This window comes from Bdellovibrionales bacterium (assembly GCA_016716765.1).
Classification (GTDB): Bacteria; Bdellovibrionota; Bdellovibrionia; order Bdellovibrionales; family UBA1609; genus JADJVA01.
Window position 1 is genome coordinate 638,769 of sequence record JADJVA010000025.1, and the last position, 26,229, is coordinate 664,997.

The window sequence follows — 26,229 nt, forward strand, 5'->3', positions numbered from 1 at the left end:
ATGCAGGACCAAAAATCAGTTCCAAATTCGAAACATTGGGTTGTCTGGGTTGCCACAGTTGGAGGTTTGGGACGAGCACCAGTGGCTCCGGGAACAGTGGGAACTTTAGCAGCCGTGCCCTTGATTCCGCTCTTGGCTTTGGGCGGTGAATACTTTTATATGGCCAGCGTTGGTATTTTGGCCCTCATTGCTGTCATCGTTGCTCAGGTGTATGAGAATTTGTTCGGAACCTCGGACCCTCAGGAAGTCGTCATAGATGAAGTGGTGGGGTTTGCTGTGGCAATGACTTGGTTGCCCCTAACCTGGCAAAGTTTTGCGATCGGGTTTGTTCTGTTTCGCGCACTTGATGCCGTCAAACCATTTCCGATTTCGGTCTTGGATCAGAGAGTTAAAGGTGGTTTAGGAGTGGTGGCAGATGATTTACTAGCAGGAATAATGACCAATGTTGTTCTTCAGATTATCTACGTCAAAACAAGTTGGTTGGGTGTACAGTTGGTCTTATGAATAGAAAAGAGAACAGATGGCGCTCTGCGTCTGATTTTTCAGAAATTGAAATGCAGGTGAAGGAACTCAAGAATTGGTTTGAAAGCCATGGGAGAACTCTGGGCTTCGCTGAGAGTTGTACGGGAGGCCTGCTTTCGTCTTGGATCACCTCTCAAGCTGGAGTGTCCTCTTTTTTTAGAGGATCCATTGTGAGTTATTCGGGAAGAATTAAAGAAAAAGTGTTGGGCGTTCCGCGTCATATTCTTCAGTGTTTAGGTGAAGTGAATCTTCCTGTCGCCTTGTGCATGGCAAAAGGAGCTCGAAAGGTCTTGGAAGTAGATTGGGCTTTGAGTATTACAGGGGTGGCCGGTCCGACGGGCGGCACGAAAGAAAAGCCGTTGGGGTTTGTTTGCTTCGCTTTGTGCGGTCCGGGAATTGATAGGGTGGAGCAAAGATATTTCGATGGAAAAGAAAGAATGGAAGTTCAGTTTCAATCGGCTTCTTATGGATTGGAACTCTTGCTTACGACTTTGAATTGTGAGCCTAAACAAAAATAAGAGATAGGAGTTCTCCCCATGTCTAGTTTGCAAACAGGTAGTGACAAATCTAAGGCTCTTGAGCTGGCGATCAGTTCGATCGAAAAGCAGTTTGGCAAGGGCTCCATCATGAAACTTGGTGGTGACCGGAGTCTTTATGCTGACGTGCCTGTGTTTAGTACGGGTTCTTTGAGTCTTGATATTGCTTTAGGTATCGGTGGGTTACCTCGAGGACGTATCGTCGAGATTTATGGACCAGAATCTTCCGGCAAAACAACTTTGGCCCTTTCAACGATCGCTCAGGCCCAGAAAGCTGGGGGAACTGTGGCCTTTGTTGACGCTGAGCATGCTCTGGATGTTTCCTATGCTCGAAAATTAGGAGTGAAGGTTGAGGATATGCTGATTTCCCAACCCGATACGGGCGAACAGGCGCTTGAAATTGTCGAAACATTGGTGCGTTCAGGGGCTGTTGATGTTCTCGTCGTGGACTCGGTGGCCGCTTTGACTCCTCGTGCTGAAATCGAGGGTGAGATGGGTGATAGTCACATGGGTCTACAGGCTCGTCTCATGTCTCAAGCTTTGCGTAAGTTGACGGGGGCGATCAGCCGGAGTCAGACTCTGGTGATTTTTATTAACCAGATACGCATGAAGATAGGAGTTATGTTTGGTAATCCGGAGACAACAACGGGCGGCAATGCTTTGAAATTTTACGCTTCTGTTCGTCTTGATGTTCGTCGTATCGGTTCGATCAAGAACGGCGAGGATGTGACGGGTAACCGTACGGCCGTCAAAGTTGTAAAGAATAAAATGGCGCCGCCGTTTACAAAGGTAGAGTTTGATTTGATGTATGGCGAAGGAATATCTGAAGAAGGAGATCTTTTAGATTTGGCTGTGAAGAAGGAACTGATTGATAAGGCTGGTGCTTGGTACAGTTATAAAGGTGATCGATTGGGTCAGGGACGTGATGCAGCCAAGGTTTATTTGAAAGAGAATCAACCCCTCATGAAAGACCTTCGCCATCAACTGCTTGAAGCCTATGGCATCACCGGAACAAAGCCATCTAGCGAGACTCCTGTTTCTGCCGGAAACAAGATTATTGAGGCTGAGAACGGGATTGATGAAGAGAAATCCAAGTCACGTAAAAGGAAGTCTCAGGAGGACTCATTTTAGAATCTATTTTTCCGAGCCTATTTCTTTTTATGAAGTGGAATTGACTTGCATCCTTTAGGAGGTTTACTCCCCTTCTTAAGGGGCCAGTCAAAAGAGATCGTTGGTGGTTCTTCTTCAGAAAAAGCGGGGATGTCGGCCTCTGGATCTTGAAATGAAATAGAGATATGTTCGTTTTTAACTTCATACTCTATTTCTTCTGCCCCTGATACACATTCAAAGATAGGTTTTGAAGAAACGCCTGGATCAAAAATGCGCAAGACCCCCAGGCGGATTCCCCTGATCCAGCGAGTGAGAAGGAGGGGACTCGCAAAGCGAGCATCAGAGATCAAGACGAGTTCTCCCTTGCCATCTGCAAGACGGTCTTCTTTTTCAATGTATTCAAAGATGGTTTTTTCCTGCTGGTTTTCCAGGCTTTTGATAATTATCTTATCTTCACCTCGGTCGGAAAAGTAGCGTGCTTCGGAAGTCCAATGTCCCTTGTTAAATTTGATTTCACCGATTTTCTCAATGTCGTCTGCACTCTCTACGCCACTTGGTGAGCGCTCAGCTTTTTCAGATGCTTGGAGAGAAGAGGGATTTGCTCCAGCAAAATCTGATTTTGAATAGTTGTCTGCCGTGGCTTCTTTAAATTGAAGTTCACCAGACTGAGGGGGATCCTTTTCAGTAGAAGGAGAGGAACAACCTAAAAGTACAAAACAAGAGATGCAAATAAAAACAGATAATGATGACTCTAAGGAACGTTTTAGTTGAATATCCATAAAAAACTCCATCTACGATTTATCTTGCTCCACACATCGGCTTGTAGCCCTTTGATCGTATTCTGTTGCAGGCCTCTCTATCCATTTGAGATGCTCGGAAAATTTGCCGATTGGCCTTGCCGTAGAATCCACGATTCCCTCGAGCAACGTGGCTTAAACACTCGACAGGATCGCCCTTCCCCACTGACTGGCCGTCTTTAGTTAAGCGACCCTTGAGGCACATCATACACTTGTTGTTTGCTGCTGCATAGGCGGATGAAACTCCATGGTAGCGATAAAACATTTTGTAATCTGAGGATTTTCGCTTTTTCTCCCGCAAGGTATAAGCCATGATCTCCATTTGTAAATCAACACTGGTCGCCATCGCGTCAAAAAGTTTCTCTGCTGAGGCTACGGTTCGACTTGAATATGGGGGGGCGTTGAACGGGGGTATCGTGCTTTTGAAGGGGGCAAGCCCGGCTCCTCCTCTTAGAACATAAGATTTCAAAGTTGAACGAGTCATTTGTCCCAAACCTTGGGCAGAGGAGCGGTTATTGTAACAAGCACCGTAAACTTTAATCAGCGGCTCCAAGGTGAGAGTTTCAGCTGTAGCGACACAGGGCATGGCCCTTACATCGAGTCCATACTTATCGGCGTGAACTTTCCCAAGCGAAATCAACCGATTGAACCGTTCCTTTAGGTCGAGACCCCTCCAAGGAGACTCGTTGCAAGCAATGTTTGTCATTTCCCTGATGCAGGGTTTGCCTCGACCGCGTCCTCTCGCACGGGCCAAAATTGCACTGAAGCCGCTTTGCTGGCGAAGAGAATTGCCATCCTGAGAAAAGCAACGTTGATCAAGTTGGGGGCTGTTAATGATCGGCTCTATTTCTGGGAGTGGTTGAGAAATCAATTCTATCGGAGGGAGCCCTCTTCTTTCGCAAGTATCGCATTGAGTTTCGGTACCTATTTCGGTTTCATCACTCTGAGCTGGAGTTTGTAGACTAGTATCTCCGGGATTGTCTTTGTCTACGAATTGAGCCCGTCCCACTGGATGAAAGGCTACTGATCCAACAAAAAATAGAATTCTTGCGGTCTTCCAGAGAATTCGTATGATAGCTCTCATTTGAATTAAAAGAAATTGCACTTTTTGATCGTACTTCCTTTGAATATTCTAAGATATGTTTTTTGATACAACCTGGCCCTAAGTAGCCAAGGATTCTAAATGAGTTGGTGTAGAGCCTGGACCGTCTTGTCACGAAATTCAGGAGTGACAAAAACCGAAATGCTATCTCCCGTGTGCAGTGACTTATGCGGAAAAATTTCGGCCTTTTTGAGGCAAGCCATGATCTTTTTTGGCAAGTCAGATGAATAACTTCCTTGGCAGGTCAGGGTGATTCCGCAGAGAGTTTCCTTTATGCATCGAATCTCTGTGCCCTGGAGGGCGCTTTTCAAGGCCTTTATTTGTTCTTCGCTCGATGCAATCATCGCCCGCCACTCGCTGTTCTCATAGACGCTGGCTAAAATCTGCGGCCAGGCCAACTGATTGTCTATGAGAATTTTTTCGAGACAAGCAAGCTCTTCGTCAGGGTGCTTGCAATTGACAGCCAGATGGTGAACTTCATTGAGAACGTTAACGGCGAGGGGCTTGGATTTCTCGTACATCCCAGAGTCCTTGTCTTTGTTGAGAATAATGGTTCCTTTGTCGGGGTTGACAGAACTTCCTATGTAAAGAGGCACGCTCAAGATGCGAGCAAGTTCTGCACTTCGGTAGTGTAGGATTTTAGATCCCCAAAAACAAGATTCTTCAAGAGCTAAAATTGGAAATTCAGAATAGCGAATCGTGCCACCAAGGATCTTTGGATCCGCCGAATATATCCCATCGACATCTTTTAGCATCTCACATCTCTGGGCTTGAAAATGAGCGGCCATTGCTACGGCTGTTGTATCTGAACCGCCGCGACCAAGTGTTGTTATTTCTTTGCTTATTGGGTCTACTCCCTGAAAACCCGCCAAGACAACCACTTTGCCTTGAGCTAGATTTTCGGCGACTCGAATGGGTTTGACATCGCATATTCGAGCATTGCTGTGAGAAGAATCAGTGAATACGCCAGCCTGACTTCCGGTCAGGCTGATGGAAGGACATCCGAGGTCATGAAGGGCCATGCTCATCAGTGCCATGCTCACTCTCTCTCCTGTGGTTAGCAGCATGTCGAGCTCACGGCGGTTGGGCCTGGAGCTGACGAGATATGCGAGATCCAACAGGTCATCAGTGGCTGATCCCATAGCACTCACTACGACAATAACTTGCTTTCCTGACTGGCGTAGCTGAGCAATCCGCTTGGCTACATTCCGAATGGCCTCGGGTGTTTTTAAACTGCTTCCGCCATATTTTTGTACAATGAGGTTCATGAATATTCCAAGTTTCGATGACGATGGCTGAATTTATCACTACTCATAGGCTTAGCAAAGCGAATGATTAGAGATTTTTTTGAAGTTGCCCTCGTACATATTCAGACACGTGGGTCGTCGTTCCTTTTGGTATGCGGATCCGGTGATTGCCAACAAAACTTGGAATGAAACCATGAACAAGTTCTGGATTGATTATTCTCAGATCTTCCTTCTTCACACCAATAAATTTTGCCAGTTGGAACAAATCGGTCCCCCCCGGCACGGAAAAGTATTCATAAGAATACGGAGACATCGGCTGAATTTCACGAAACCCATAGAGTTGCGGATTTTTAGCGATCAACATAGCTGCAATTAACTTGGGTATGTAATCCCGAGTTTCATCAGGGAAATTTCGCTTCTTCGAAAGAACCCAAAAATTATCAGTCTTGTGTTGAGCAATGAGTCGCTTCAGTCTTCCTTCTCCCATGTTGTAGGCTGCCGCTGTCAGATACCAAGAGTTAAACATTTTATAGAGATCGCTCAGATAAGAAGCAGCTGCACGTGAACTTTTGGTAAAATCGCGGCGTTCATCAATCCACCAGTTAATCCTGAGACCATAGCGACTGGCGGTCGGCTTGATAAATTGCCAGTAGCCCACAGCATCGGCTTCACTCGTTGCGTGGGGTGAAAAACCACTTTCAATCATGGAAACATAAGCAAGATCCTCAGGAATTCCTCGATCAGTCATATGGGCCTGCATCAATGGGAGATACCGATAGGATCTCTCCATTCGCAGTTTAAACCAATTGCGCCCCTCGCCTTGAAAGTAATTAACCCAATAGCGCACTTTGCTGTTGTAGGTGATCGGGATATCATACTTGGGAATATCAATTTTTGGAGTGACCGTTTTAGATTTTGGGCTGACCGCTTTAGAAACGCCAGATTCGAGTAGGTTGGACGGAGAGATCGCTGTTTGGTTTTTCGATGGCAGAGCAAGGACGACAGACGTCGATTTGGTTCCTATACTTAATAAAAATATGATGATGAAATACTTCAGAGAAAAGATCCTATTCATATGAGAAGTGGTTATTTCTTCCTCCATTCTAACTGGTGCGATGGAAACACACAACTTCCGATCTAGACCGAAGTTGCGTGTCAGACATTCGCCCTCACCGTCAAAAGAATGACAATTTAAAAACGCAAATCCGACACCTGCTGTTTACTATCAACCCAATCATTTCATAACTCAATCGAGATCAAAGAAAAATGGAGGCAAGTCGATCAAGGATTCTCTGGGCCTAGGTCACAGAGGGCACACCGTGGCATGAGACTTGCTCAATGTGGAGAGAGGGGGCACAGCCTTATGAGCAGTAAGGGTATTTACACGGCATTGAGCGGAGCAATGGCCCAATCATCACGATTGGACACTCTCGCTAATAATATTGCTAACTCCAATACAACTTCCTTTAAAAAGGATCGGCAGGTATTTAATGAATATCTGAGTGCTTATGAAAAGCTTCCGGAAGTGATTCAGGTTCCAAAGATTCCTGCTTCCATTCAAAGCTTTTATGATATGCAAGGCGGTGATCGCGGTTACGTGAACGCTGCGGGATCTTATACTGATTTTGCTCAGGGGTCTTTGAAGCAAACGGGAAATCTTCTTGATTTAGCTCTTGAAGGACAGGGATTTTTTGAAGTTCTCACTCCAGAGGGTGTCAAATTGACACGCAATGGATCGTTCACTGTTGATGGCGAGGGACGCATGGTCACAAAGGAGGGGTTTCCTGTACTAGCGGCGGGGACTCAAGAGCCTTCCCAGCGTGTCATCAATGTTGATGGGCGGAGAAATATCACCGTTTCCTATGAGGGTCAGGTGTTCGCGAATGGGCAGCTCGTAGGAGAGCTCTCGCTCGTGGACGTTGCCAATCGAGATGGACTCGTCAAAACAGGGAGCTCTTTTTATGGGCTTAAGCCGAACTTTAACCAAGAATTTCAGCGAACCTTAGTTCCAAAAATACATCAGGGCTTTGTCGAGAGCAGCAATGTGAATATCGTGGAAGAAATGACAGATATGGTTGCAACATCACGGGCCTTTGAAAGCACTCAACAGGCCATCAAGGCTTTTGATCAAATGGATTCAAAATTGGTGAATGAAATTCCTCGTACTTCTTAACTCGGTAGGTTGATTTTATGCTAAAGGCTCTGAATACCGCGGCGACTGGAATGCAAGCTCAGCAAACAAATATGGATACGATCGCGAATAATTTGGCGAATGTTTCGACGACAGGTTTTAAAAAGGCGCGCGCTGAATTTGAAGATTTAATGTACCAAACCATTCGAGAGCCAGGGGCTCAGACGGGTGCCAATTCGGTCACGCCAACTGGAGTCCAAGTGGGGTTGGGAGTAAAAACGGCAGCCGTTCAGAAAGACTTTGAGCAGGGGTCCACCAAAGTGACGCGAGCTCCCTTTGACGTAGAAATCCAAGGTTCGGGATTTTTCCCCCTCCAGATGCCGGATGGACAAATCGGGTACACTCGCAATGGCGCTTTCAAGAAGGGGCCTGATGGCCGCTTGATGGATCAGAATGGAAATGCCTTGCAACCTGAAATCACAATTCCTCCTGATGCCTCTGGTGTTGAAATAAATCCGGATGGAACTGTGCAGATTATACTTGGAACCAACACGGTACCCCAAAATATCGGTCAAATTCAGTTGGTTAATTTTGTCAATCCTGCCGGCCTCAAGAGCATTGGGCGTAATCTCTTCTTCCCGAGCAATGCAAGTGGTCTGCCTCAGCAAGGCACTCCTGGACAAAACGGCCTGGGTGTTTTAGCGCAGGGACAGGTTGAGACGAGCAACGTGAATATAGTTGATGAAATGGTCAATATGATAACGGCCCAAAGAGCTTACGAAACAAGTTCGAAAGTCGTTCAGGCCTCGGATCAAATGCTTCAATATATGAATAACCTGAGGTGATGATTGCGCTACGTGAGTTGGCTCCTCCTATTTACAATGGCTCTCATGAGACTTTCGGTCGAAGCCAAAGATTCGATTCGCATCAGATCAAAAATTGTTCGCCGAGATGATTCTCAGCTGACCTTGGCTCATCTGTTGCCAAATGACGATGGAGGTCGGAGCCTAGCATCGATTTTTAAGAGATATCCGATTGGCAATTCTCCCAAAGAAAAGGAGACCCGTCAGCTTTCTAACCTTCTGATTTCGTCTCTTATTCGTCAGGTGCACAAACAGAACCCTCATTTGGCCGAAAAGTACAATTTCGTTATTCCCTCTGAAATTGAAGTTCTCAATCCTGGAAAGACGCTCACTGATTTTGAGGTTCGTGAGGCGCTTCTCAATCAATGGAAGAGCCAATGTCCAAACTGTAGAATTGAAATCCATGAATTAAATCTGCCTCGATTGTCCGAATTGGTAAATTTGACTGCTGGATGGCAATTTGTGGGAGTTCCCGATTTACCTAAGGGCTCCTTTAGCGCGGCAATACAATTTGAAAACAGGAGCGGCATTTCACCCGAAAGAGTTCGATATTGGGTTAACGGAGTCGCTCGTCTTTTTAAACAGGTGCCAATTCTTACAAGAGGATTGTCGTTCGGAGAGACGATCACGGCAGACCACATTAAAATTGAGTATCATGATGTCACCTTTGCGCGAGATTTAGTTTTGAGCGGGGAGAGTGTTCTGGGCCGAAAAGTTCGTCTGACAAAGGCCATGGGACAAGTTCTTTTTGAGCATGATTTACTTAAAGAAAAGGCCGTCAATAGAGGGGATTGGGTCAAGGTGACGGCCCAAGAGGGAAAAATGGAAGTAACAACAATGGCCCGCGCTGAAAATGAGGGGTTTATAGGTGATGTTGTTCTTTTGCGAGTGGGCGCAAACAAGCAGTCAATATCTGGGATAGCAAAGGCGAAAGGGGAGGTCATCTTAAAATGAGGTTCCGCCAAGTTGCGTCTCTTTTTTGTTTGTGTTTGATTCTTGCGGGATGTGCTGGCTTTGGAAAAAAGTTAAAGGGCTTTCTCAACGGGCGTGATTTGTTAGAGCAGGACGAGATGCAAAAGTCAAACTACACAAAATTTTCTGAAAACTCGACGATGGCCAATCCGACCCGCAGGCAATATCGTCGGACCACAAAACAATCTCTGTCGGAAGAAGCTCAGCTGGACAATCGAGCCGGTTCACTTTGGGTTATGGAGGGTCAGGGATCCTATCTCTTTTCACAAAATATCATTCGAATGATTGGAGACTCATTGCCTGTGAAAGTTGATGGTGAGCCACGCGATCAATTGCAAACAAAAGTGAACGTGATACGGAAACTACTCGCGAAGATGGAGCAAAAAAATATTCCACCACCGATCTCGCCTCGCACTCCGGCCGGAAGTCCCCCCGGAGGAACCACTGTCCCACCCTCAGCTGCTAAAACGGGAGATCAAGACCCCGCAGCGAAGAGCGTTGAGGCGAGCAAGCCAGACACGAACCCGGGCAATGAAGGCTTTCCTGTCCAAACAGTTCCAACCCGAATCACCGAGCGCCTAATAGATGGCAACTATCGGGTGCGAGGAACTCAGCCTTTTATGATTGGCCCAAGAGAATACAAGGTGATCGTCACGGGTGTGGTGCGAGCCGAAGATTTCTCTGATGAGGGCATCAGCTCCACTCAGTTACTTGATTCAAAATACGATATTATGAGCGTAAAGAGGAAGGACGAATGAAAATCTTTTTGGTCGTCCAACTTCTGATCGTCATCATCGCCTGCGCCTTGAGCGCTCAGGCGGCGCGTTTGAAAGATATTGCGAATATTCGTGGTGTTCGCAGCAATCAGCTTGTTGGGTATGGATTGGTTGTCGGTCTAAATGGAACTGGTGATAGTAAATCCGATTACACTGACAAGAGCTTGCAACGTATGTTGGATCACTTGGGAATGAAATTGACGGGCAAAGAGGGAGGATCAAAGAATGTCGCTGCAGTCATTATGACAGCGAATCTTCCTCCATTTTCGCGCGCCGGAAATCAACTCGACATCACGGTCAGTGCGGTTGGAGATGCTTCCAGTTTGCGCGGGGGTACTTTGGTTCAATCACCTCTGAGAGCTGCTGATCAACAAATATATGCTGTCGCACAGGGAGCTGTATTAATAGGAAGTGCTCAAGGGGGAGTTCATGAAACCGTTGGAAGAATCCCAAACGGTGCTATCATCGAGAGAGATGTTGGGGAGCAGTTTTCCGGTCGAAAATTGTTTCGTTTGACTCTACATAATCCCGATTTCACGACCGCAGCTCGTGTTTCTCAGAAAATAAATATGGAGCTCGCAGGGAAATATTCGTCGGCTTTGGACGCTGGCACGATTGATATTGTTTCGCCTTCCACCTATGAGGGCCGTGGAGTGGAACTTCTCGCGATGATAGAAACTCTCGATATTTCGCCAGATACCCGAGCTAAGGTCGTGGTCAATGAGAAGACAGGAACGGTGGTGATTGGTCACGAGGTCCGGATTTCAAAAATTGCAATTAGCCATGGAGATCTATCGATCAAGGTCGGGAACGACAGCCAAAAAGGGAAAGAATCGGACCGAATCATGATCCTCGAAGAGGCCCCAAGTGTTGGAGACTTGGCGAAAATTTTGAATCGTATGGGCATCTCTCCTAAAGACCTGATCACGATTCTCCAAAGCATCAAATCGGCTGGTGCTTTACAGGGCGATCTGGAAATTCTATGAAAAAAGATTTTAAGGAATTGAACATTAAAGCTAAAATTATACGTGAGGCATGCAACACATGGATGTGTTGTTGGTCTCAGGGGGTGGGTGAGTTAGAGAGCGTAAGCCAAGGAAGGTTCAAGAGATTCCAGTTTCGCGCAGGAAGCAGGAACAGAGATTCAGTGCCAGCCAAAGAATGGCCACGTACCGAGTTTGCTACCAAGAGTGCAGGATGCACGACCTTTTCTGACTCATCTTCCCTTTTTCATTTTTTCTTCAGGCATTCTTTTATAAAGATTGGAAGGCGGGTGAAGTCATGACCGCACCAGTTAATTTGCATCAAATGCATCTTCTTCAAGATATCAAGCCCAGGGCAGAGCAAGAGGCGAAATTGCGAGAAGCGGCTCAGATGTATGAGCGTCATTTTCTGAACGAGATATTCAGGGCGATGCGGAAAACTGTTCCTGAAGGAGAAGGAATACTGCCAGGAAGTTTTGCTCAAAGAATCTATCGAGACCAACTTGATGAACAGTATGTTGATGCCTGGAAAGAAAAGGGTGGGATCGGCCTGACAGACATGATCTTTAATCAGCTAAAGGAACAGGTGCTTGGCAGGGATTCAAATTTACCGGCACCCCGAGGGCCCTTGCCAGTTCCGAGCGCTGCCAAACCTCTTGGCCTTCCAGGTCAAGAGTCGACGAAGGCAATATCTAAGGGGGAGCAGAGTGCTTCCTTTATTCTTCAGTGTCCGCCCCATCAGCAAAGCGGGAGAGAGAGGGAGGTAACTAGCCCTTGGTCTGGGAGATTGTTGCAGTCCTTTCGGTCTCCTGGGGGGAGATGCGTGAGCAGAATAGATCATGGCGAGGGAGTGGAATCAATTTTGAACTACATTGGATACAACAGCCCATCTTTGGTGGGCGAAAGGCTTGAGGCAGGTCAAAAGCTCGGTCTCATGGAGGCTGGCAATGAGGCCATGGCCTGGACAGTGACGAAAAATGTGAGTAATGGAGCGTAAATTGGAAAAATGCAAACAAGTTATTATTACTATGGAGAGAGTCGAAGGGCCTTTCCGTTGCGGCATTCCGTCTCATTGTGGTACAATGGTTGGAATAGTCTTGCGTTGGAGGCAAAATGAAAGTCACCAATAGTTCCACAGGTCCAAACATTCAGAATATAGGGACAGCCAAGGAGAAAAGCACAGACGGGACCGAGAAAGTCAAAGATCGGGTAGGTGTGAGTGAGTTGTCGGATTCAGTCAGAGTGAATGTGTCGGATCGGGCCCAAGCATTTCAAAAGGCCAAAGAGATTGCAGGTCGTCAAACGGTTGACGAGGCGAGAGTGGCAAAATTGCAACAACTCATCGATGAAGGCAAGTACAAAACCGATTCTGCAGCCATTGCAGATCGCTTGGTTGATGAGCATTTAAATTTTCCGGACTAAGCTTCGATTGAAGGGGTGGGGTATTTGTGAATTTGGACACGAAACAGTCCTATGATAAATTGATTTTCAATTTAGAAGATCAAGTCAAAATTTATCGCTCCCTTTTAGATACGGTTCGTCGTGAAAAAGAAATATTGGTGTCTGCCAATCTGGATGATCTAAATGAGAACAACAAAACAAAAGAGGCCATATTTCTAAAGCTGAGGGCTTTGGAGAGTTTGCGGGTGAGATATGTTGCCGAATTGGCAGCAGCCGCAGGGCTTTTGGTTGAGACTCCTCGTTTGAACGAGTTGGCTGTCCATTTTGGAGGAGAAGTTGAAGATCGCTTGAGAAATTTGCACTCAGTTCTGGAGCTGCTGTTAAAACGTGTTCAAGAATACAATAAGCAAAACGAAACTCTGGTTAATTCTGCTTTGGAGAAGATCACTGGAGCCATGAAGGCGATTAGAGACACTCTGACAGAGAAGCCTGTTTACCAAGCAAAGGGTCAGATATTGGATCAGCCAGCACAGTCGGGTCAGTTGGTCAGTCGTGAAGCCTAGTGACGAGTTTTTTTGAGTGATTATTGATCGTGAAGATCATGAATAATTCAGCTGCTTAGGATGGGCAGCTCCGGAGAGGCAGGACAGGATGTCACGAATCTGGGGGATGATGGATGTGGGCAAGCGCTCTCTGATGAACAGTCAGACGGCACTGCAAACTGTCTCCCATAACGTCGCAAATAAATCCACAGAAGGGTACTCCCGTCAGCGGGTTGAAGTGCAGTCGAACGTTCCCATTGGAAATGGAAAGCTTCGAATCGGTATGGGGGCGAGAGCCACGTCCGTCACCAGAACAAACAATTCATATCTCGAGCGTCAGGTCGAGAAGCAAGGAAACAGTTTAGGGTTTGCGGAGGGCCGAATGGAGTCCTTAGCACGAGTTGAACAGGTCTACAATGAGCAAGTAAATAAGGGATTAAATAAATTCATGGCGGAGTTTTTTAATTCCTTTCGTGAGCTTTCTAATAATCCTGAGGGATTGGCAGCACGCACATTGGTGAAAGAATCGGCTGATTTTTTGACTAAGGATTTTTCACGAGTTCACGATCAGATCACGAGCATTCAAAAAGATATCGATTTCCAGATTACTTCTCACGTTGTCGAAATAAATGGCCTCACGAAGGAAATTGCTGATCTTAGCGATAAAATTCAAATGGTGGAATTAAATGAGGTTCCTGCAAATGATGAGAGAGATCGACGCGATCTCTTGATTAAGAAGTTAAGTGGGCTTGTCAATATCCGATATGCTGAGGGTGAAGACGGACAAATGGCGATCACGGCGGGAAATAGCGCTGTTCTCGTCTCCGGAAATAGTTATCGTGAATTTTTTGTCGCCTCAACGCCTGGTCGCGAGGGGAAGAGAGAGGGTAACGTCGATATCTTTTATCGCCCAACAGAAACGGGAACCCCGGTCAATGTGACCAAACAATTAAATGGTGGGAAGATAGGCGGACTGCTTGATGTTCGGGATAAAGTCGCCAATGGATTACTAAAAAAAATGGATCATATGGCTTATACCTTGGCTGAAGAGGTGAACAAAGCTCACATCGAGGGATACGATCGTTACAATAAGAAGGGGCAGGTTTTTTTTGAACTGCCTAAATCTGAGCAAGAGGCTGCAAAAAATATAAGAGTGTCTGAATCGGTCTTGCAAGATGTGGGGCGGATTTCAGCGGCTGCGCAACCCGATGCGCCTGGAGATAACCGAATTGCAAATGTTCTCTCTTCCCTTCAATACAAGCCAGTTTTCGGAGGGGTTGATAGCCTAGATAATTTTTACAGCTCGGTGGTGGGTGAACTCGGTGTGCAAATGGCTCGAGCGAATTCTGAGCACGAGTCTCAAAAGGATATCGTTAAGCAGCTAAAGAATATCAGGGAGAGTATCAGCGGAGTGAGTCTCGATGAAGAAACCGCAAAGATGATTGAGTTTCAAAAGTCATTCGATGCTTCGGCTCGGCTCATTCGGACTGCGGATGAAATGATGGACACAGTCTTAAACCTAAAACGCCTTTAAAGCGAGTGGATAATGAGTCATGCGAATTGCTGACAAGATGAGTTTTGAACAGGTGAACAGTAATCTCGCAAAAAACCGATCGGAGATGTCCCAACTTCAGAATCAAGCGGCCACTCAAAAACGGGTGACTAAGCCAAGTGACGATCCTGTGGCGGCGGCGAGAGTGTTGGGTTCTCGAGTCGAACTTTCTGGGACAAAACAATATATAAAAAACCTCGATTTCGCTCGATCATTTCTAGAAATAACAGATCAATCCTTGGGAGAATTGACCGATCAATTGATAAGGGCCAAAGAGTTGGCATTGAGTCAGGCGGGTGATGCTGGGTCGAACGAGTTGTCTCGCGATGTCGTTGCCACGGAGATAGAGCAAATTTACAATCAAATGGTTCAAATTGGCAATCGCCAGCACGGCGATCGTTTTATTTTCTCTGGTTTTAAGACGACGACCTCTCCCTTTGATATCAATGGATTCTATAGCGGCGACAGCGGCGAAATGATGATTCATGTCGATAAGGGCTCATTTCTAGCCATGAACTTGCCGGGAGCAAAGGTTTTTTTAGGAGAGGGATTGTCAAAAGATCGGATCACTCATGGCACGACTCAACAAGCTCGAACGATCGAGGAATTTGTTGAGCAGGGTCAATCCCAGGAAATAAAATCGGAGCCAAAGAAGATAGATTCTGAACCTGCATTGTACCAACGTGAACCATCCACTGTTCATGGTGGGGCCTATCAAAGCGATAGGAAAAAGAGCCCGCTCAATCAATCGCTGGGGTGAATCTCTTTGCTGTCGTATCTGATCTCACCACGGCTCTGAGAGCAAATGACAAGGGGGCAGTCCAGGATGCCCTGGAATATTTAGACGCAGCCACTTCTCAAGTTGTCATGGCTCGGTCGCAGGTTGGCTCGCGTGTGATGACTTTGAATTCTGCTATGGAGACCTTACAGAAATCCAAGGTTGACAGCAATTCGTTTATTTCCGAAATGGAAGATGCCGACACATTTGAAGTTGTGAGTGATATCAACAAAGCGGAGAGTACTCTCAAGGCAACGCTCGCCACAAGCGGGAAGTTGATTCAACCCTCTTTATTGGATTTTCTGAGATAAGATCCGTGGCTGAATCCATGGGCGAGGGTTAATAATAAGAATTCATTAATTTTTGGATCAGAAGAGTAGATTCAAGTTGGCAGCGAATTTCCTGGTGATATAGTGAGGATTTACCCCATTTTAATTCAAATAGGCTGTTATTCTTTCAAGTGAGATTCTGGTGGAACCGGCCTATCTTGACTTTCATCCCTAGAAATAATAGCTAAGGTTTCGATTGATTTCTACCGTAGAGGTCATTGATGGGTGAAGGATTACCGAAAACCCTCGAAGCTTTGACCAGGATGTTGAAGGAGACTGACCCATGTTGGTTCTGACTCGAAAACTAGGCGAATGTATTGCGATAGATGATCATATCAAAATCCGTGTCGTTCAGATCAAAGGCAAACAGGTGCGACTTGGGATTGAAGCACCCAAGGACACAAAAATTCACAGAGAAGAAGTCTATCAAGCCATACAGGATCAAAATCAAGAGTCCTCGACCGCGACATCAGATAGCACTCGTGCCGTCGCAAAACTTCTAAAGCCCTAGGCTCTACTCCACAGTAGTGACGCGTTGTTTAATTTTTAGTTAGAATAATGATTAACAAAAGGGCTTTGCTCTTTTTCGTTCGGCTTTTGTCTTGCCGTGTCTTATTTTTGTGGGCATCCTCAACAGTATCAGGGGGGCTGATTATGAGGATTCAAACCTCTAGGTTTGGTGTGGTTGAAATAACCGAACAAGACGTCATTGATTTTCCTGAAGGCCTTTTGGGTTTTAATGATTATCGAAAATTTGTCCTGTTGGATGACCCTAATGATGAAATATTTGCTTGGCTGCAGAGTTGTGAAGAGCCTGGCCTAGCCTTTCCTGTACTGGAACCAGAACTTTTTGTCAGTCACTATGTCTACAAGCTCTCCAAGTACGATTTGGAAGTTTTACAGCTCAAATCGACGGAAGGAACGAGAAGTTTTGCGATTATCACTATTCCAGAAGATCCAACTCAAATGACCGCTAACCTTAAGGCGCCTTTGATTATTAACGTGGCCGCACGCATTGGACGTCAATCGGTTATGCAAGATAGTACTTTGGCAATCAAGGAGCCAATTTTTGCGAAGCTTCAGCAGCGAGTTTATCAAAATCCTTCTCTTTCGATAAAGAGCCAGGCACTTGATTGGGGTGTGGCCGTGCGCCTACCTGATCCGAAATCTATCCTTCAGCCGGAAGCCTGAGAAATAGCGAGCGGGCTTTTTGTCCTGAACGTATTCGGAGCCTTTAAGTTTTCGAATACAAACCCCGATCAGTTTGATAACCAGGACGGTAATAATATTCTGCTAGGAGGGCGGCGCAATTCCCAGGGAGGGAGTCGCCTATGAGTGCAGCTATCAGGGATGGTCAAGATCCATTCATTGGGTCTCTGAAAAAATTGAAATTTTACTTAGCCGTAGCTCTCGTCTATATGGCGGTTTGTCCGCCCTCTTCGATGGCCCTCTCAATCTTTGAGGTGCGTCGACGATTAGCAATGACTAACGGTGAAGTCACAGAGAAGGATTTCTATTTGAATGGCGGAACAGAAAAGGGCTTAAAGCCAGGAATGATCGTGACCGTCATGCGCCAGATTGGGCTTTATGATGCTTATCAAAACAAGAGTCCGGGTGAACTTGTTATTCCCGTGGGAGAAGTCAAAGTTTTGTTTGTGCAAAAGGGAGTCAGCGTCGCTCGCGAGCATGCACTGTTTGATCGTAAGAATCTTCCCATCCTTGATGAAAATTATCTTATGGTTGGAGACGAGGTCGATTTGACCTCTGCACGACCGGAAAAGGGGATTCGCGCACCGACATCAGAAACGGACAAAGTTTCGACGAGGGAGGCACAGGTCAGTCCTGTCAAAGAACCCAAAATGGCTGTGAATAAAGTACCCGCAGCGGTCCAGCCCGCTGAGCCAACGGCTCCCAAAGGACTCGGAAGAGGCGCAGCTGCCCTAATTAGGTGTTCTTTGTGTTTTCAGAGTTCCAAGTTTTTGGTACTCTTCGCCAGAAAAATTTGGCGAGGGTTACAGCGTGATCTCCTATTTCGTTTTAGAGCTTAAAGGGGTTTTGAGCAGTCAAGAAGATGTTCTTACGGATTTGTGTTTTTCGTTTGGCGCCAGTGGCATCAGTGAAAATCTGCAATTTCGGCAAGAATCTCTTCGCTACGAACCCGAAACAGTGTCAACGGCTTATCATGATCTTGAGGTTTATTTTCCTTTAAAACCGGACGAGAATCTCTTGTTAGAAATCTCTCGGCAGTTTCCAAACCTGGCGTGGAAAATTCGAGAGGAAGTGGAGAAAGATTGGCTAGAGGAGTGGAAAAAGGGTTTTGAGCCTTTTTGTTTGGCCGGAGATGTTTGGATCGTGCCGAGCTGGAGCCTGCCTCCTTCAGAAGCTTTAAAAAAAATATTACTTGATCCCGGCATGGCCTTCGGAACAGGCACTCACGCGACGACCCAGCTGGCTGCCTGTTTTTTAGCAAACATTAACCTTGAAGCAAAAACTGTTCTGGACGTGGGCACAGGGACGGGCATTTTGGCCATGGCTTCAGCCTTGTGGGGAGCAAAGCAAGTTGGAGCCACCGAAATCGATATTCAGGCGCGCGCTGTAGCCACGGAAAACATTAAACTGAACAAGATTGATACAATTGAAATCTATGACGAACAAATCGAGAGAGTAACGGGATCCTTCGATGTTGTCGTGGCCAATATTATCGATGGAGTTCTTGTTGATCTTCGCGGGGCCCTTATGGAGCGAGTGGCTATCGGAGGAGATCTTATACTGAGTGGGATTCTTTTGGAAAGAGAAGAGGAATTTGTTCGTGAATTTGAATGGGAAGAATTTCATTTTATTCAGAGAGCTCGATTAGAAAGGGATGAGTGGGTGGGGTTCCACCTCTCGCGGGTTTTGCAGTGAGACGCTATTGGTTTGATTTAGAGGATCTCAAAGATAATGAGATCCATCTGCATGGAGAGGTCTTTCATCATGTGATTGTCGTTTGCCGTCAGGGAGTCGGATCTAAATTTGAAATGCTGACCTCAGGAGGTAAGGCTTATTTGGTAGAGGTCACAAAGCTGAAGGGAAAATCAGCCTGGGCGAAGATTCTTCAGGAGCGCGCCATTGCTCCTCTCGCACGCCCTCACATTCATCTCGCCGTTTCGATTCCTCGATTTCAGGTTATGGATACGATCGTGGAAAAGGCGGTTGAGTTGGGGGTCTATGAAATTCATCCTTTCGTTTCTGAATATAGTTTTGTTAGGAATGTGGATGAGCGCCTAAGGAGCCGGTCTACACGGTGGAAGAAAATTGTTTTAGGGGCGACCCAACAGAGCGGGCGCGGGGACTTGATGACTGTGGATGGACCCGTCCCACTCAAAGAATTGTTGAGTGAATATAGCAAAAGATGCCGGGCGGTGGGTTTATTCCCTTTTGAGGGAACGGCTCCGCAGCATGTGCGTCAGGTTCTTTTGCCTCTGAGAACCCAAGTCATAGATGAAATTTGGATCTTTGTTGGCAGCGAGGGAGGGTATTCACTTGCTGAGGTGGAATTGTTTCAATCCTACGGGATGCACCCAACAACTTTGGGTAGTCAAGTTCTACGAGTGGAAACGGCTTGCTTGGCTTTGATCAGCATTTTAAAGTATGAATGGGATTTGATGAAGTGAGTTGGAAGGGAATAATGGAATGTCCGAAGAATTAGATGATTTTCAGATCAAGCCGCTAACTGAGGGTTTGGGTTTTCATAAGAAGGCTGTTCGTTTGGGAGAAAAGGTCTTAAAGACTGGCATTTCTCAGGATAATATAAAAAAATCAATGCCATCAGTTCCTCCTGAATCATTTTTTGACCAGGGAAACAGCCAGAGTCAAAGAGAAGGTCTCGCGCGTCCTGCGAAGGCGCGCGAAGCAATGGATCAATTGGTATCCAGCCTCAATCTTGGTGACGAGTACATGAATAAAGCGGCTCAAACGGCCGGACTGGGTCCCCTTGTAACGCGAAACAAGGTAGAAATATCATCAACGCTTCCGCGCTATCCCGCGCACGATATTTTTTCTACGAAGCCGGATGTTGAGCCTCAATCGCCCGCACCGTCGCCGTCCCCTGCTCCTGCATCGAGAAAAGCACCCAGTCGACCGGTGGTTACGGGTCATTTACCAATCTCTCCCAGTGTCAGAGTTACGGAGCAGGTCCAGACGGGAGTACGAAGAGGAGCCCACGATGCGAAAGGCGGGGTTTTGCGTCCAGCGGCCATTTCCCTTCCTTCAATCATCCTAGATTTCACCGTGGTTGTAGCCTTGAGTTTGGTATTTTTAGTGAGCTTGCTATCGGTCACGCAGGTTGAGGTTCTATCGGTGGCCTTTAACCTGCGCAGTGACGGAGCGACGCAGATGAGTCTGAGTGTTTTGTTTGTCGCGATCATGCAGATGTACGTCGTTGTATCACGAAGTTTCTTTGGGCGAACTCTTGGTGAGTGGACTTTTGATTTTCAGATGGGTGATGATCGACAACATCGTTCGGGTCTTTATCCCTTGCTCGTTGCTTGGCGCAGTTTTTTGATTGTAATTTCAGGATTGGTTGTACTTCCGCTGCTATCCTTACTTTTTCATCGCGATTTGACAGCACGACTGTCAGGGCTGCAGCTTTATCACCGCCACTAATTGGCAAGAGAGCCGTCATGGGAAAGATTTTAGAGGAAGCGGCTTTATTGCGCGAACTTTCTCAATTGAGAAAAAATAAGAAAGTGGTATTTACAAACGGTTGTTTTGACCTCCTTCATGTCGGGCATATTCGTTATCTGCAGGAAGCCAAGTCTCTCGGAGATATATTGGTTTTGGGTCTCAATTCGGATGTGAGTGTCAGAAACTTGAAGGGTGAATCGCGTCCGATACAAAATGAACTGGATCGGGGAGAGATTCTTGCGGCCTTAGCCTGCGTTGATTACGTGATTGTTTTTTCAGAAGAAACGCCTTTGCGCCTGATCGAGGCTGTGTGTCCTGATATATTAGTCAAAGGTGGTGATTGGCCCCTTGATAAAATCGTCGGGGCAGAGATGGTCTGGAAGCGAGGAGGCGAGGTGCGTACTCTTCAATTTGTTTCAGGCCGATCGACCAGTTCTATAATGGAAAAAATTCTACAACTGGGCTGAGAAAAAATCGGAACTTTTACAAGCGAAGACCAAGTTTAAGGCTGTATACAGGTTCACGGTAGCGATCGATTTGTGCCGCAAGAAAAAGATCAAAGAGATGAAGAGTTATTCCAACGACGCTGTGGCCCTCTCTCACGATTTCTTCGATTGTTCCCCGAGAAGTTGGAGGGTCGGTTGAAACCACGACACCATCGGGACCTTGAGCCGTGAATTGGGCTGAACTCGAGAGAAATCCGCCTCCAAAATAGAGAGAAAAGGTGTTGACGCTGATTCCAGCAATCAGTTCAGATCCAATTGTTTCTGTGATGAGGGAATCGCTCATATTAAAAATGTTTCCATGAAGGAGGAGCGAAAGGTTGATAGGGAGAAAGCGAGCTTGGTAGAAGGACCACCTCGCTAATCCGCCATATTCGCTCATTTTGCTATCTTCGCTGAAGGGGACAAAATGAAAGAAGATGTCGACACTTTTGTAAAGCCCTTTTCCGATGGAGATGCTGGAAACTCGAAACTCTCTTTCGTCTTTATTTGTGCCGTCGCCAAGTCGTGAAAGGTCTGCCACATTGACGAGTTCTAAACTGAGTCCTATTTCAAGTCCCGGATAGCCTCCAAGAGGGAAAGGGTTAGATAGAATTTTACTGCTCGTACCCAGCCCAACCAAACGGATAACCTCAACTCTGTTTTCGTGGTTCAGTCCTGTGGGCAGATCTAGAGCCATGGCCCTGAGACTAAAAAAAAAGATGAGCAGAATAGGCAAAATTTCTTTCTTATACATGGGGCCCATTATGGGCTATTGAAGGAAAAAGTCCAAGTTCTGTGTGACAAGAATCATGTTCCGACGGTGAGTAGCTTTTTTAGTTCCTCCACCGCATTTTGCAACGCGGCTCTGATCTGCGGGGGTTCTGCTGATTTGGTCATGAGGAGTTCAAGGCCCGCCAGAAGATCAGTGTATCGCTTTACCACTGGATTTTTGTTTTTCTGTTCCGATAGTTCAGCAGTAGAGGGGGTGGCTTTTTTGTTCAAATTGAGATTGGCTGAATTAACGACCAAATTGATCGCTTTTTCGCGCACGGGGGTGGCTTCCTGTGAGCGAACAACTGATTCTATGACCGAAAGGTAAGCAAATTGAGCATAACGATCAAACGCCTGGATGGCTGAGCTACGCGCGCCGGAGCCGTGAGGTTCATCTTGTAAAAATTGGGCCAGGATAACAAAGCTACGATAACCAGGGGTCGCGTTGACAGCGTGAATCCCCAGTTCGCGCATGCGTAACCGAGAATCTTCCAGCATAAGATTGACCACCGAGTAGAATACCTCTGGGCTTATGAGGTTGCTATTTCGATAGTTAATTAAGTTGGTTGTTTCTTCAAGGCTGGGTTGATTCAACACGCGTCGAACCCATTCCTCAACCCCTGGAACTTCTGTCTTTTCCTTTTCAGCCGGCTCAGGGAGAATGGGCTGATTTTTTTGTAGATTTGCATCAAGCCCTCCGATCGAGTCTTTCGGATTTGTTTCATCAGGGCGATCGTTTTGATCTGAATCATCGCTAGTATCTATTTGTTTCAAGGCCTTTTCCTTATTTTCTTTGTCAGCGGCCTCCTTGTTTTTTTTGTTTTTTGCTCTAATAGCATCAGCGGCTTTCTTCTTCTTTTCGATGTCGGCCGTTGCCTTTTTGGCTAGTTCATTGAGCTTGGCGATGTTTTTTTGTTCGCTATTTGCGCCTTGAGAATGATTCGCCTCTCCGGCTTTGACGGGTTTTTCATTCAAGTCCGAAGCCTCTTCGAATCGGTTGCCTTTTTGAACTCCATCACCTTGAAATTGTGCCAACTGGAGGGGCTTTTGTTGTTTTGGAGTGTCATCAGGAAACTTCTGACGGCTGTAGGGTTGCAAATCCAACTCGGTCAACCCTTGGATTTCTGCCGTATCGGGTCTGTTTTTTGGTTTTGCTGATTTGAGAAGCTCAAAAAACGTACCCGCAGCTAACAAACTGATGATGATGTAGGGATTTAGAAAACTTCGCATAATTCAACTTCTCCTGAGTTTTATAACGCAGAAAGAGTGCCAAACCAGTGATTGGTGTAACATATCGAAATAAATGAAGTTTTTTGCATTACATAAAGACACCTTGGAAGCGGAGTGCGTAGAAATGAGACGGCTTTACTTAGAGGTCCAGAAACCTTAAGCTTTCCGTAGAGTTATCAACGCCGAAGAAGGATCTCAATGTGTGACGAAATTCGTTCCCTGGTGGACATGGCAAAAAACCGTAGATTTCGCGACTTGGCGAGGCTTTTGACATTACTTGAGCAGACAGGTTCCCGGTCTCTGTCCAATCCTCAATTGTTGAGGCCTCCAAATACGGCATTGAGAGTCGGAATAACGGGTCCACCGGGTGCAGGAAAATCCACTCTAGTGGCAGAGCTGATTCGAGAGTGGAGACGGCTAGGAAGCACAGTTGGGGTTTTGGCTGTGGATCCTTCGAGTCCTTTTTCTGGTGGGGCCATTCTGGGTGACCGGATCAGGTATTCAGAACACTTCAATGATGAGGGAGTGTTTATTCGGTCATTGGGTACTCGTGGAAGTCTAGGCGGGCTTTGCGCCTCTTCTTATCTGATGTTGCGGGCATATGATTTGTGGGGTTTTGATGTCGTACTCGTTGAGACGGTGGGAGTGGGGCAAACTGAATTTGATATTCTTCATGTGGCCGATATAGTGAGTCTTGTTTTGGTGCCAGAATCAGGAGATTCGGTACAGGCGATGAAGGCTGGCTTGATGGAGATTGCGGACGTTTTTGTAATTAACAAAGCCGATCGCCCTGGAGCTGACAGTCTCGCTCAAGAAATTCAGTTTTATTTTGATGAAAAAGGGGGGCAAAAAGAGGGTCAACGTCTGTATAAGACGGTTGCCACCGAAAGAAAGGGCACTTTGGAATTGGCAGAGGGGCTCCAGATTTTAGGAAAAGGAAGAAATACTCAGGAGTCTCGGCTTAACCCACAACGCCTCCGCCACGAAGCTCTTTCACTCTTGCGTGGGAGCTGGGAGAGATCATTTCGGGTGGCTATAGAGGAAATTAAAACTCCCGAAGAAATGCAGAGTTTGGTTTTATCTAGTGAAAAAAGCTTTCCCAAAAAGGAGTAAGATTTTTGCTGAGACGCCAATCCTGCTGAGAGTTCAAACTCTTGAGAATGGCGAGAGCGCGCAAGTTACGTTCGTCCACTTTTTCAAATTTATAATCAGATGCTAACTGAGGATTATTTAACAGTTGGTCGGTCTCGTTAACAAGGCGCTTAGCCCAACGCGAATTTTGGATGCATCCCAGATCCAAAACACCGTCAATTGCAAAGTTTGAGGCGCTGGTAAACCTTCGATTCAACCATTCTCTCTTGGGGTCTCCAGTAAGGGAAAGACGATTGGAATAAGGGGTTCCTTTGATGATCAAACGATTTTTATCCAAAATCTCAAATCTGGCGATGGGATCTCCTCTCAGCGAGGATGGCTGGCGTAATAAGGTGGGTGAAGTCGGAGAACTCGTTGTTGAGGCTTGTTCAATGAGGTGAATGTAACTCTGATAAATCGCAGGTAGTTTTCCTGCGACCAGACTGTGCGCGAAATCTTCAGGGACCATTGACTGGCTCAAAGAAAAGTAGGGCTCAGTGGAGGCTCTTGTGCGTTTTTGTCCCTCGATCCAGATAGGATAGACATCCAATTGTTGGGAAAAGAATCCTCTTTTCAAGTTGATCTCTATGGCGAGGTACGGAGTACCTGATTCCAGTGCTTCTGGATCTGCCGAATAAGTTTGAAGAAAGAGTTGAAATGCCTCTTCATCATTGAAGCGCAGATGGTTAAAGTTCTGGAGGAGAGTCTCAAGGCCGATTCTCTCAGCTTCAAGACGAGCGATTTGGTCAGGCAATTCATGGCCCAATTTCCAAATTTGGTAGTCCCGTTCGCGGTCGTCGCGACGGAGAGAATTTTTAATATTGGATTTCTCGCTGGTGACGAATTCAAGGAGCTTATTCACTTGATTGAGTCGGGCGGTCTTTTGAGCATGAATCTCCTGCACGACATTGAGCACAGGTCGGGGTAGGTAATCAAACTTCACTTGTCGTGAGCGATAGGCTTTGAGTTTTTGGCTCAGTGACCAAAGGTGGTCATAGGTTTCCTCTGCCAAGCTGGGATAAAAAACACGTTCACTTGTGAGAGCGACGTATTTGGGCGATTCCGAATTTGAGCGTTCGGGGAGACTGATCCATTCGCAGTACTCGCTGCGATCGGCGAGAGGCTTTTGGCCCCGCTCGTAGCGAGTCATATTGTTAGCCCCAATTGAAACTCCCACGAGCATAATCAATATGAAAGCACTCTTTTTGAGACGAGCCATTTGCCCCTTTCTGAGTGAGTCGAGGTGACACATGTCCTATCGGTGGAATAGGAAGAAAGCTTAAAGACTTATGTCGGGGAGATAGCTTGTTTTTGGATCAAAATGAGATGGTTTGGTGGACATTTTTGGGATGTAGCTGTCTCCGTCGAAGGTCAGTCCTTGTGTCATTTTTTTGTCAGCTTTTTCATTTAATATTGAAACCGGGAGCTTCACGAGCTAAATGATTCACCGTCACAGAATCGTCTATCAGAAAGGTTTTGTTGTTTGCGGCGCATACTCTATTTGGTTGTTTTAATGTTATTTGGGATGAGGACCCTTGCTCAGCCTGCCATTGTAGACTGTCGGGTCGAGGCCTTGTCAAATCTTCGTGCCTGTCAGCAGGTCGTCGGATCGAAGGAGATAGAAATACGTCTCAATGAGCTTTTGGGTCCATTTGGTCTTGACTATGAAACATACAGGGAACTATTTCCTACCGATCCAGCCGCGAGGAAGGTCCTCAACTCACGGGAACTTTCTGAATGGATAGAAAGTAAACCGCTTCGAGTGATAGCGGTTTCTGATGAGGATTTACGTTTGATTGATGGTCATCACATGGCTCGAATCCTCCATTTGTTGGGTAAACAAGAAGCAAAAGTGATTGTTTATTTTGACGAAGCTTTTCTTGAACTCTCAGAAGATGAAATCTGGAATTTATTTAAGCAGAACGGCTGGATCCACCTCCGTGACAGAGACCGTAATTCTATTCATCCCCATGAAATTCCTCGATTTATTGGCGACCTAAATGATGATCCATTTAGAAGTTTGGCCTGGATGTTGAAAAAATTGAAAGCATTTAAAAAGACGGGCGTTTCCTTCCAAGAATTTATATGGGCAGACTTTCTCCACAAGGAGTTTGCTGAGCAAGGCTTGGAATTTGATTTTTCAAGTCGCGAGGGCTATCGCAATGCACTCAAACAATCGGTTGAAATTATAGCTCAAAAATCTGAGGATTTGGAACTTCCAGGAAAGCGCAGCCTTACTCATTCCGAACTTCGGGGAAGATGCGCTCAATTTATTGAAAACCATCTGTAAATCTAGGGACTTATAA

General features: G+C 46.2%; 28 protein-coding genes and 1 pseudogene. 22 read left to right on the forward strand and 7 right to left on the reverse strand.

From position 1 onward, the window contains the following. Genes IPL83_19430 through recA form a run of 3 tightly spaced genes read left to right on the forward strand, consistent with a single transcriptional unit; the run spans window position 1 to window position 2,189 of the window. Window positions 1-504, forward strand: coding sequence for a phosphatidylglycerophosphatase A (locus IPL83_19430; GenBank protein ID MBK9041294.1), 504 nt, complete (start codon window positions 1-3; stop codon window positions 502-504). Next, window positions 501-1,040 (forward strand): CinA family protein, encoded by a 540-nt coding sequence (locus tag IPL83_19435; GenBank protein MBK9041295.1) that lies wholly within the window; start codon window positions 501-503, stop codon window positions 1,038-1,040. The genes IPL83_19430 and IPL83_19435 overlap by 4 nt, the downstream gene beginning before the upstream one ends. Before the next feature lie 18 nt (window positions 1,041-1,058). Continuing rightward, a complete protein-coding gene (gene recA, locus IPL83_19440; protein MBK9041296.1) occupies window positions 1,059-2,189 on the forward strand; it encodes a recombinase RecA in 1,131 nt (376 codons plus the stop codon). Window positions 2,190-2,206: 17 nt separating this feature from the next. Here the strand turns inward: recA and IPL83_19445 are convergent, their stop codons facing one another. The 4 genes from IPL83_19445 to IPL83_19460 all read right to left on the reverse strand — a co-directional run bounded on the left by IPL83_19445 (window position 2,207) and on the right by IPL83_19460 (window position 6,389). Next, window positions 2,207-2,947 (reverse strand): hypothetical protein, encoded by a 741-nt coding sequence (locus IPL83_19445; GenBank protein ID MBK9041297.1) that lies wholly within the window; start codon window positions 2,945-2,947, stop codon window positions 2,207-2,209. Window positions 2,948-2,966: 19 nt separating this feature from the next. Beyond that, complete coding sequence (locus IPL83_19450) at window positions 2,967-4,070, reverse strand: hypothetical protein (GenBank protein MBK9041298.1); 1,104 nt, start codon at window positions 4,068-4,070, stop codon at window positions 2,967-2,969. A 74-nt stretch (window positions 4,071-4,144) separates the two neighbouring features. Next, window positions 4,145-5,335 (reverse strand): aspartate kinase, encoded by a 1,191-nt coding sequence (locus tag IPL83_19455; GenBank protein ID MBK9041299.1) that lies wholly within the window; start codon window positions 5,333-5,335, stop codon window positions 4,145-4,147. A 67-nt stretch (window positions 5,336-5,402) separates the two neighbouring features. Further along, window positions 5,403-6,389, reverse strand: a complete 987-nt coding sequence (locus tag IPL83_19460) for a lytic transglycosylase domain-containing protein (protein ID MBK9041300.1) — start codon at window positions 6,387-6,389, stop codon at window positions 5,403-5,405. A gap of 288 nt (window positions 6,390-6,677) precedes the next feature. Here IPL83_19460 and flgF point away from each other — a divergent pair, with 288 nt between their 5' ends. The 17 genes and pseudogenes from flgF to rfaE2 all read left to right on the forward strand — a co-directional run bounded on the left by flgF (window position 6,678) and on the right by rfaE2 (window position 20,773). Then, the gene (gene flgF, locus IPL83_19465; GenBank protein ID MBK9041301.1) at window positions 6,678-7,487 is read left to right on the forward strand and encodes a flagellar basal-body rod protein FlgF; all 810 of its coding nucleotides are present in this window, start codon (window positions 6,678-6,680) and stop codon (window positions 7,485-7,487) included. Window positions 7,488-7,504: 17 nt separating this feature from the next. Continuing rightward, window positions 7,505-8,290, forward strand: coding sequence for a flagellar basal-body rod protein FlgG (gene flgG, locus IPL83_19470; GenBank protein MBK9041302.1), 786 nt, complete (start codon window positions 7,505-7,507; stop codon window positions 8,288-8,290). 3 nt (window positions 8,291-8,293) lie between these two features. Beyond that, entirely contained in the window at window positions 8,294-9,262 is a 969-nt protein-coding gene (gene flgA, locus IPL83_19475) for a flagellar basal body P-ring formation protein FlgA (protein MBK9041303.1), read from the forward strand. Beyond that, entirely contained in the window at window positions 9,259-10,038 is a 780-nt protein-coding gene (locus tag IPL83_19480; GenBank protein ID MBK9041304.1) for a flagellar basal body L-ring protein FlgH, read from the forward strand. The genes flgA and IPL83_19480 overlap by 4 nt, the downstream gene beginning before the upstream one ends. Then, window positions 10,035-11,042 carry a flagellar basal body P-ring protein FlgI gene (locus IPL83_19485; protein MBK9041305.1) on the forward strand — a complete coding sequence of 336 codons (1,008 nt, stop codon included), beginning with the start codon at window positions 10,035-10,037 and terminating at the stop codon, window positions 11,040-11,042. The genes IPL83_19480 and IPL83_19485 overlap by 4 nt, the downstream gene beginning before the upstream one ends. Before the next feature lie 295 nt (window positions 11,043-11,337). Next, window positions 11,338-12,036 (forward strand): rod-binding protein, encoded by a 699-nt coding sequence (locus IPL83_19490; protein MBK9041306.1) that lies wholly within the window; start codon window positions 11,338-11,340, stop codon window positions 12,034-12,036. A 116-nt stretch (window positions 12,037-12,152) separates the two neighbouring features. Then, the gene (gene flgM, locus IPL83_19495) at window positions 12,153-12,461 is read left to right on the forward strand and encodes a flagellar biosynthesis anti-sigma factor FlgM (protein MBK9041307.1); all 309 of its coding nucleotides are present in this window, start codon (window positions 12,153-12,155) and stop codon (window positions 12,459-12,461) included. A gap of 26 nt (window positions 12,462-12,487) precedes the next feature. Continuing rightward, window positions 12,488-13,003 carry a flagellar protein FlgN gene (locus tag IPL83_19500; GenBank protein MBK9041308.1) on the forward strand — a complete coding sequence of 172 codons (516 nt, stop codon included), beginning with the start codon at window positions 12,488-12,490 and terminating at the stop codon, window positions 13,001-13,003. Window positions 13,004-13,091: 88 nt separating this feature from the next. Further along, window positions 13,092-14,516: a flagellar hook-associated protein FlgK gene (gene flgK, locus IPL83_19505; protein ID MBK9041309.1), complete on the forward strand. Its 1,425-nt coding sequence runs from the start codon at window positions 13,092-13,094 to the stop codon at window positions 14,514-14,516. Between the two features lie 19 nt (window positions 14,517-14,535). Next, window positions 14,536-15,623 (forward strand): annotated as a pseudogene (gene flgL / locus IPL83_19510) (flagellar hook-associated protein FlgL). Window positions 15,624-15,924: 301 nt separating this feature from the next. Further along, window positions 15,925-16,152 carry a carbon storage regulator CsrA gene (gene csrA, locus IPL83_19515; protein MBK9041310.1) on the forward strand — a complete coding sequence of 76 codons (228 nt, stop codon included), beginning with the start codon at window positions 15,925-15,927 and terminating at the stop codon, window positions 16,150-16,152. Window positions 16,153-16,295: 143 nt separating this feature from the next. Next, a complete protein-coding gene (locus IPL83_19520) occupies window positions 16,296-16,832 on the forward strand; it encodes a flagellar assembly protein FliW (protein ID MBK9041311.1) in 537 nt (178 codons plus the stop codon). A 140-nt stretch (window positions 16,833-16,972) separates the two neighbouring features. After that, on the forward strand, window positions 16,973-17,689 hold the full coding sequence (locus tag IPL83_19525) for a hypothetical protein (GenBank protein MBK9041312.1): 717 nt from the start codon (window positions 16,973-16,975) through the stop codon (window positions 17,687-17,689). Next, entirely contained in the window at window positions 17,661-18,545 is an 885-nt protein-coding gene (locus IPL83_19530; protein ID MBK9041313.1) for a 50S ribosomal protein L11 methyltransferase, read from the forward strand. Before IPL83_19525 ends, IPL83_19530 begins: the two co-directional genes overlap by 29 nt. Then, window positions 18,542-19,294, forward strand: coding sequence for a 16S rRNA (uracil(1498)-N(3))-methyltransferase (locus IPL83_19535; GenBank protein MBK9041314.1), 753 nt, complete (start codon window positions 18,542-18,544; stop codon window positions 19,292-19,294). Before IPL83_19530 ends, IPL83_19535 begins: the two co-directional genes overlap by 4 nt. 19 nt (window positions 19,295-19,313) lie before the next feature. Then, entirely contained in the window at window positions 19,314-20,285 is a 972-nt protein-coding gene (locus tag IPL83_19540; GenBank protein MBK9041315.1) for an RDD family protein, read from the forward strand. Between the two features lie 17 nt (window positions 20,286-20,302). After that, window positions 20,303-20,773, forward strand: a complete 471-nt coding sequence (rfaE2, locus tag IPL83_19545) for a D-glycero-beta-D-manno-heptose 1-phosphate adenylyltransferase (GenBank protein ID MBK9041316.1) — start codon at window positions 20,303-20,305, stop codon at window positions 20,771-20,773. A 16-nt stretch (window positions 20,774-20,789) separates the two neighbouring features. Here rfaE2 and IPL83_19550 read toward each other — a convergent pair whose 3' ends face one another. Both IPL83_19550 and IPL83_19555 read right to left on the reverse strand, forming a co-directional pair. Next, complete coding sequence (locus IPL83_19550; protein MBK9041317.1) at window positions 20,790-21,545, reverse strand: hypothetical protein; 756 nt, start codon at window positions 21,543-21,545, stop codon at window positions 20,790-20,792. A 53-nt stretch (window positions 21,546-21,598) separates the two neighbouring features. After that, window positions 21,599-22,792, reverse strand: a complete 1,194-nt coding sequence (locus IPL83_19555) for a hypothetical protein (GenBank protein ID MBK9041318.1) — start codon at window positions 22,790-22,792, stop codon at window positions 21,599-21,601. Window positions 22,793-23,020: 228 nt separating this feature from the next. Between IPL83_19555 and meaB the strand changes: the two genes are divergently transcribed. Continuing rightward, a complete protein-coding gene (gene meaB, locus IPL83_19560) occupies window positions 23,021-23,905 on the forward strand; it encodes a methylmalonyl Co-A mutase-associated GTPase MeaB (GenBank protein ID MBK9041319.1) in 885 nt (294 codons plus the stop codon). Here meaB and IPL83_19565 read toward each other — a convergent pair. Then, the gene (locus IPL83_19565) at window positions 23,874-25,142 is read right to left on the reverse strand and encodes a hypothetical protein (protein MBK9041320.1); all 1,269 of its coding nucleotides are present in this window, start codon (window positions 25,140-25,142) and stop codon (window positions 23,874-23,876) included. The genes meaB and IPL83_19565 overlap by 32 nt on opposite strands. 264 nt (window positions 25,143-25,406) lie before the next feature. Here IPL83_19565 and IPL83_19570 point away from each other — a divergent pair, with 264 nt between their 5' ends. Then, window positions 25,407-26,213 (forward strand): hypothetical protein, encoded by an 807-nt coding sequence (locus tag IPL83_19570; protein MBK9041321.1) that lies wholly within the window; start codon window positions 25,407-25,409, stop codon window positions 26,211-26,213. The last annotated feature ends 16 nt before the right edge of the window (window positions 26,214-26,229 follow it).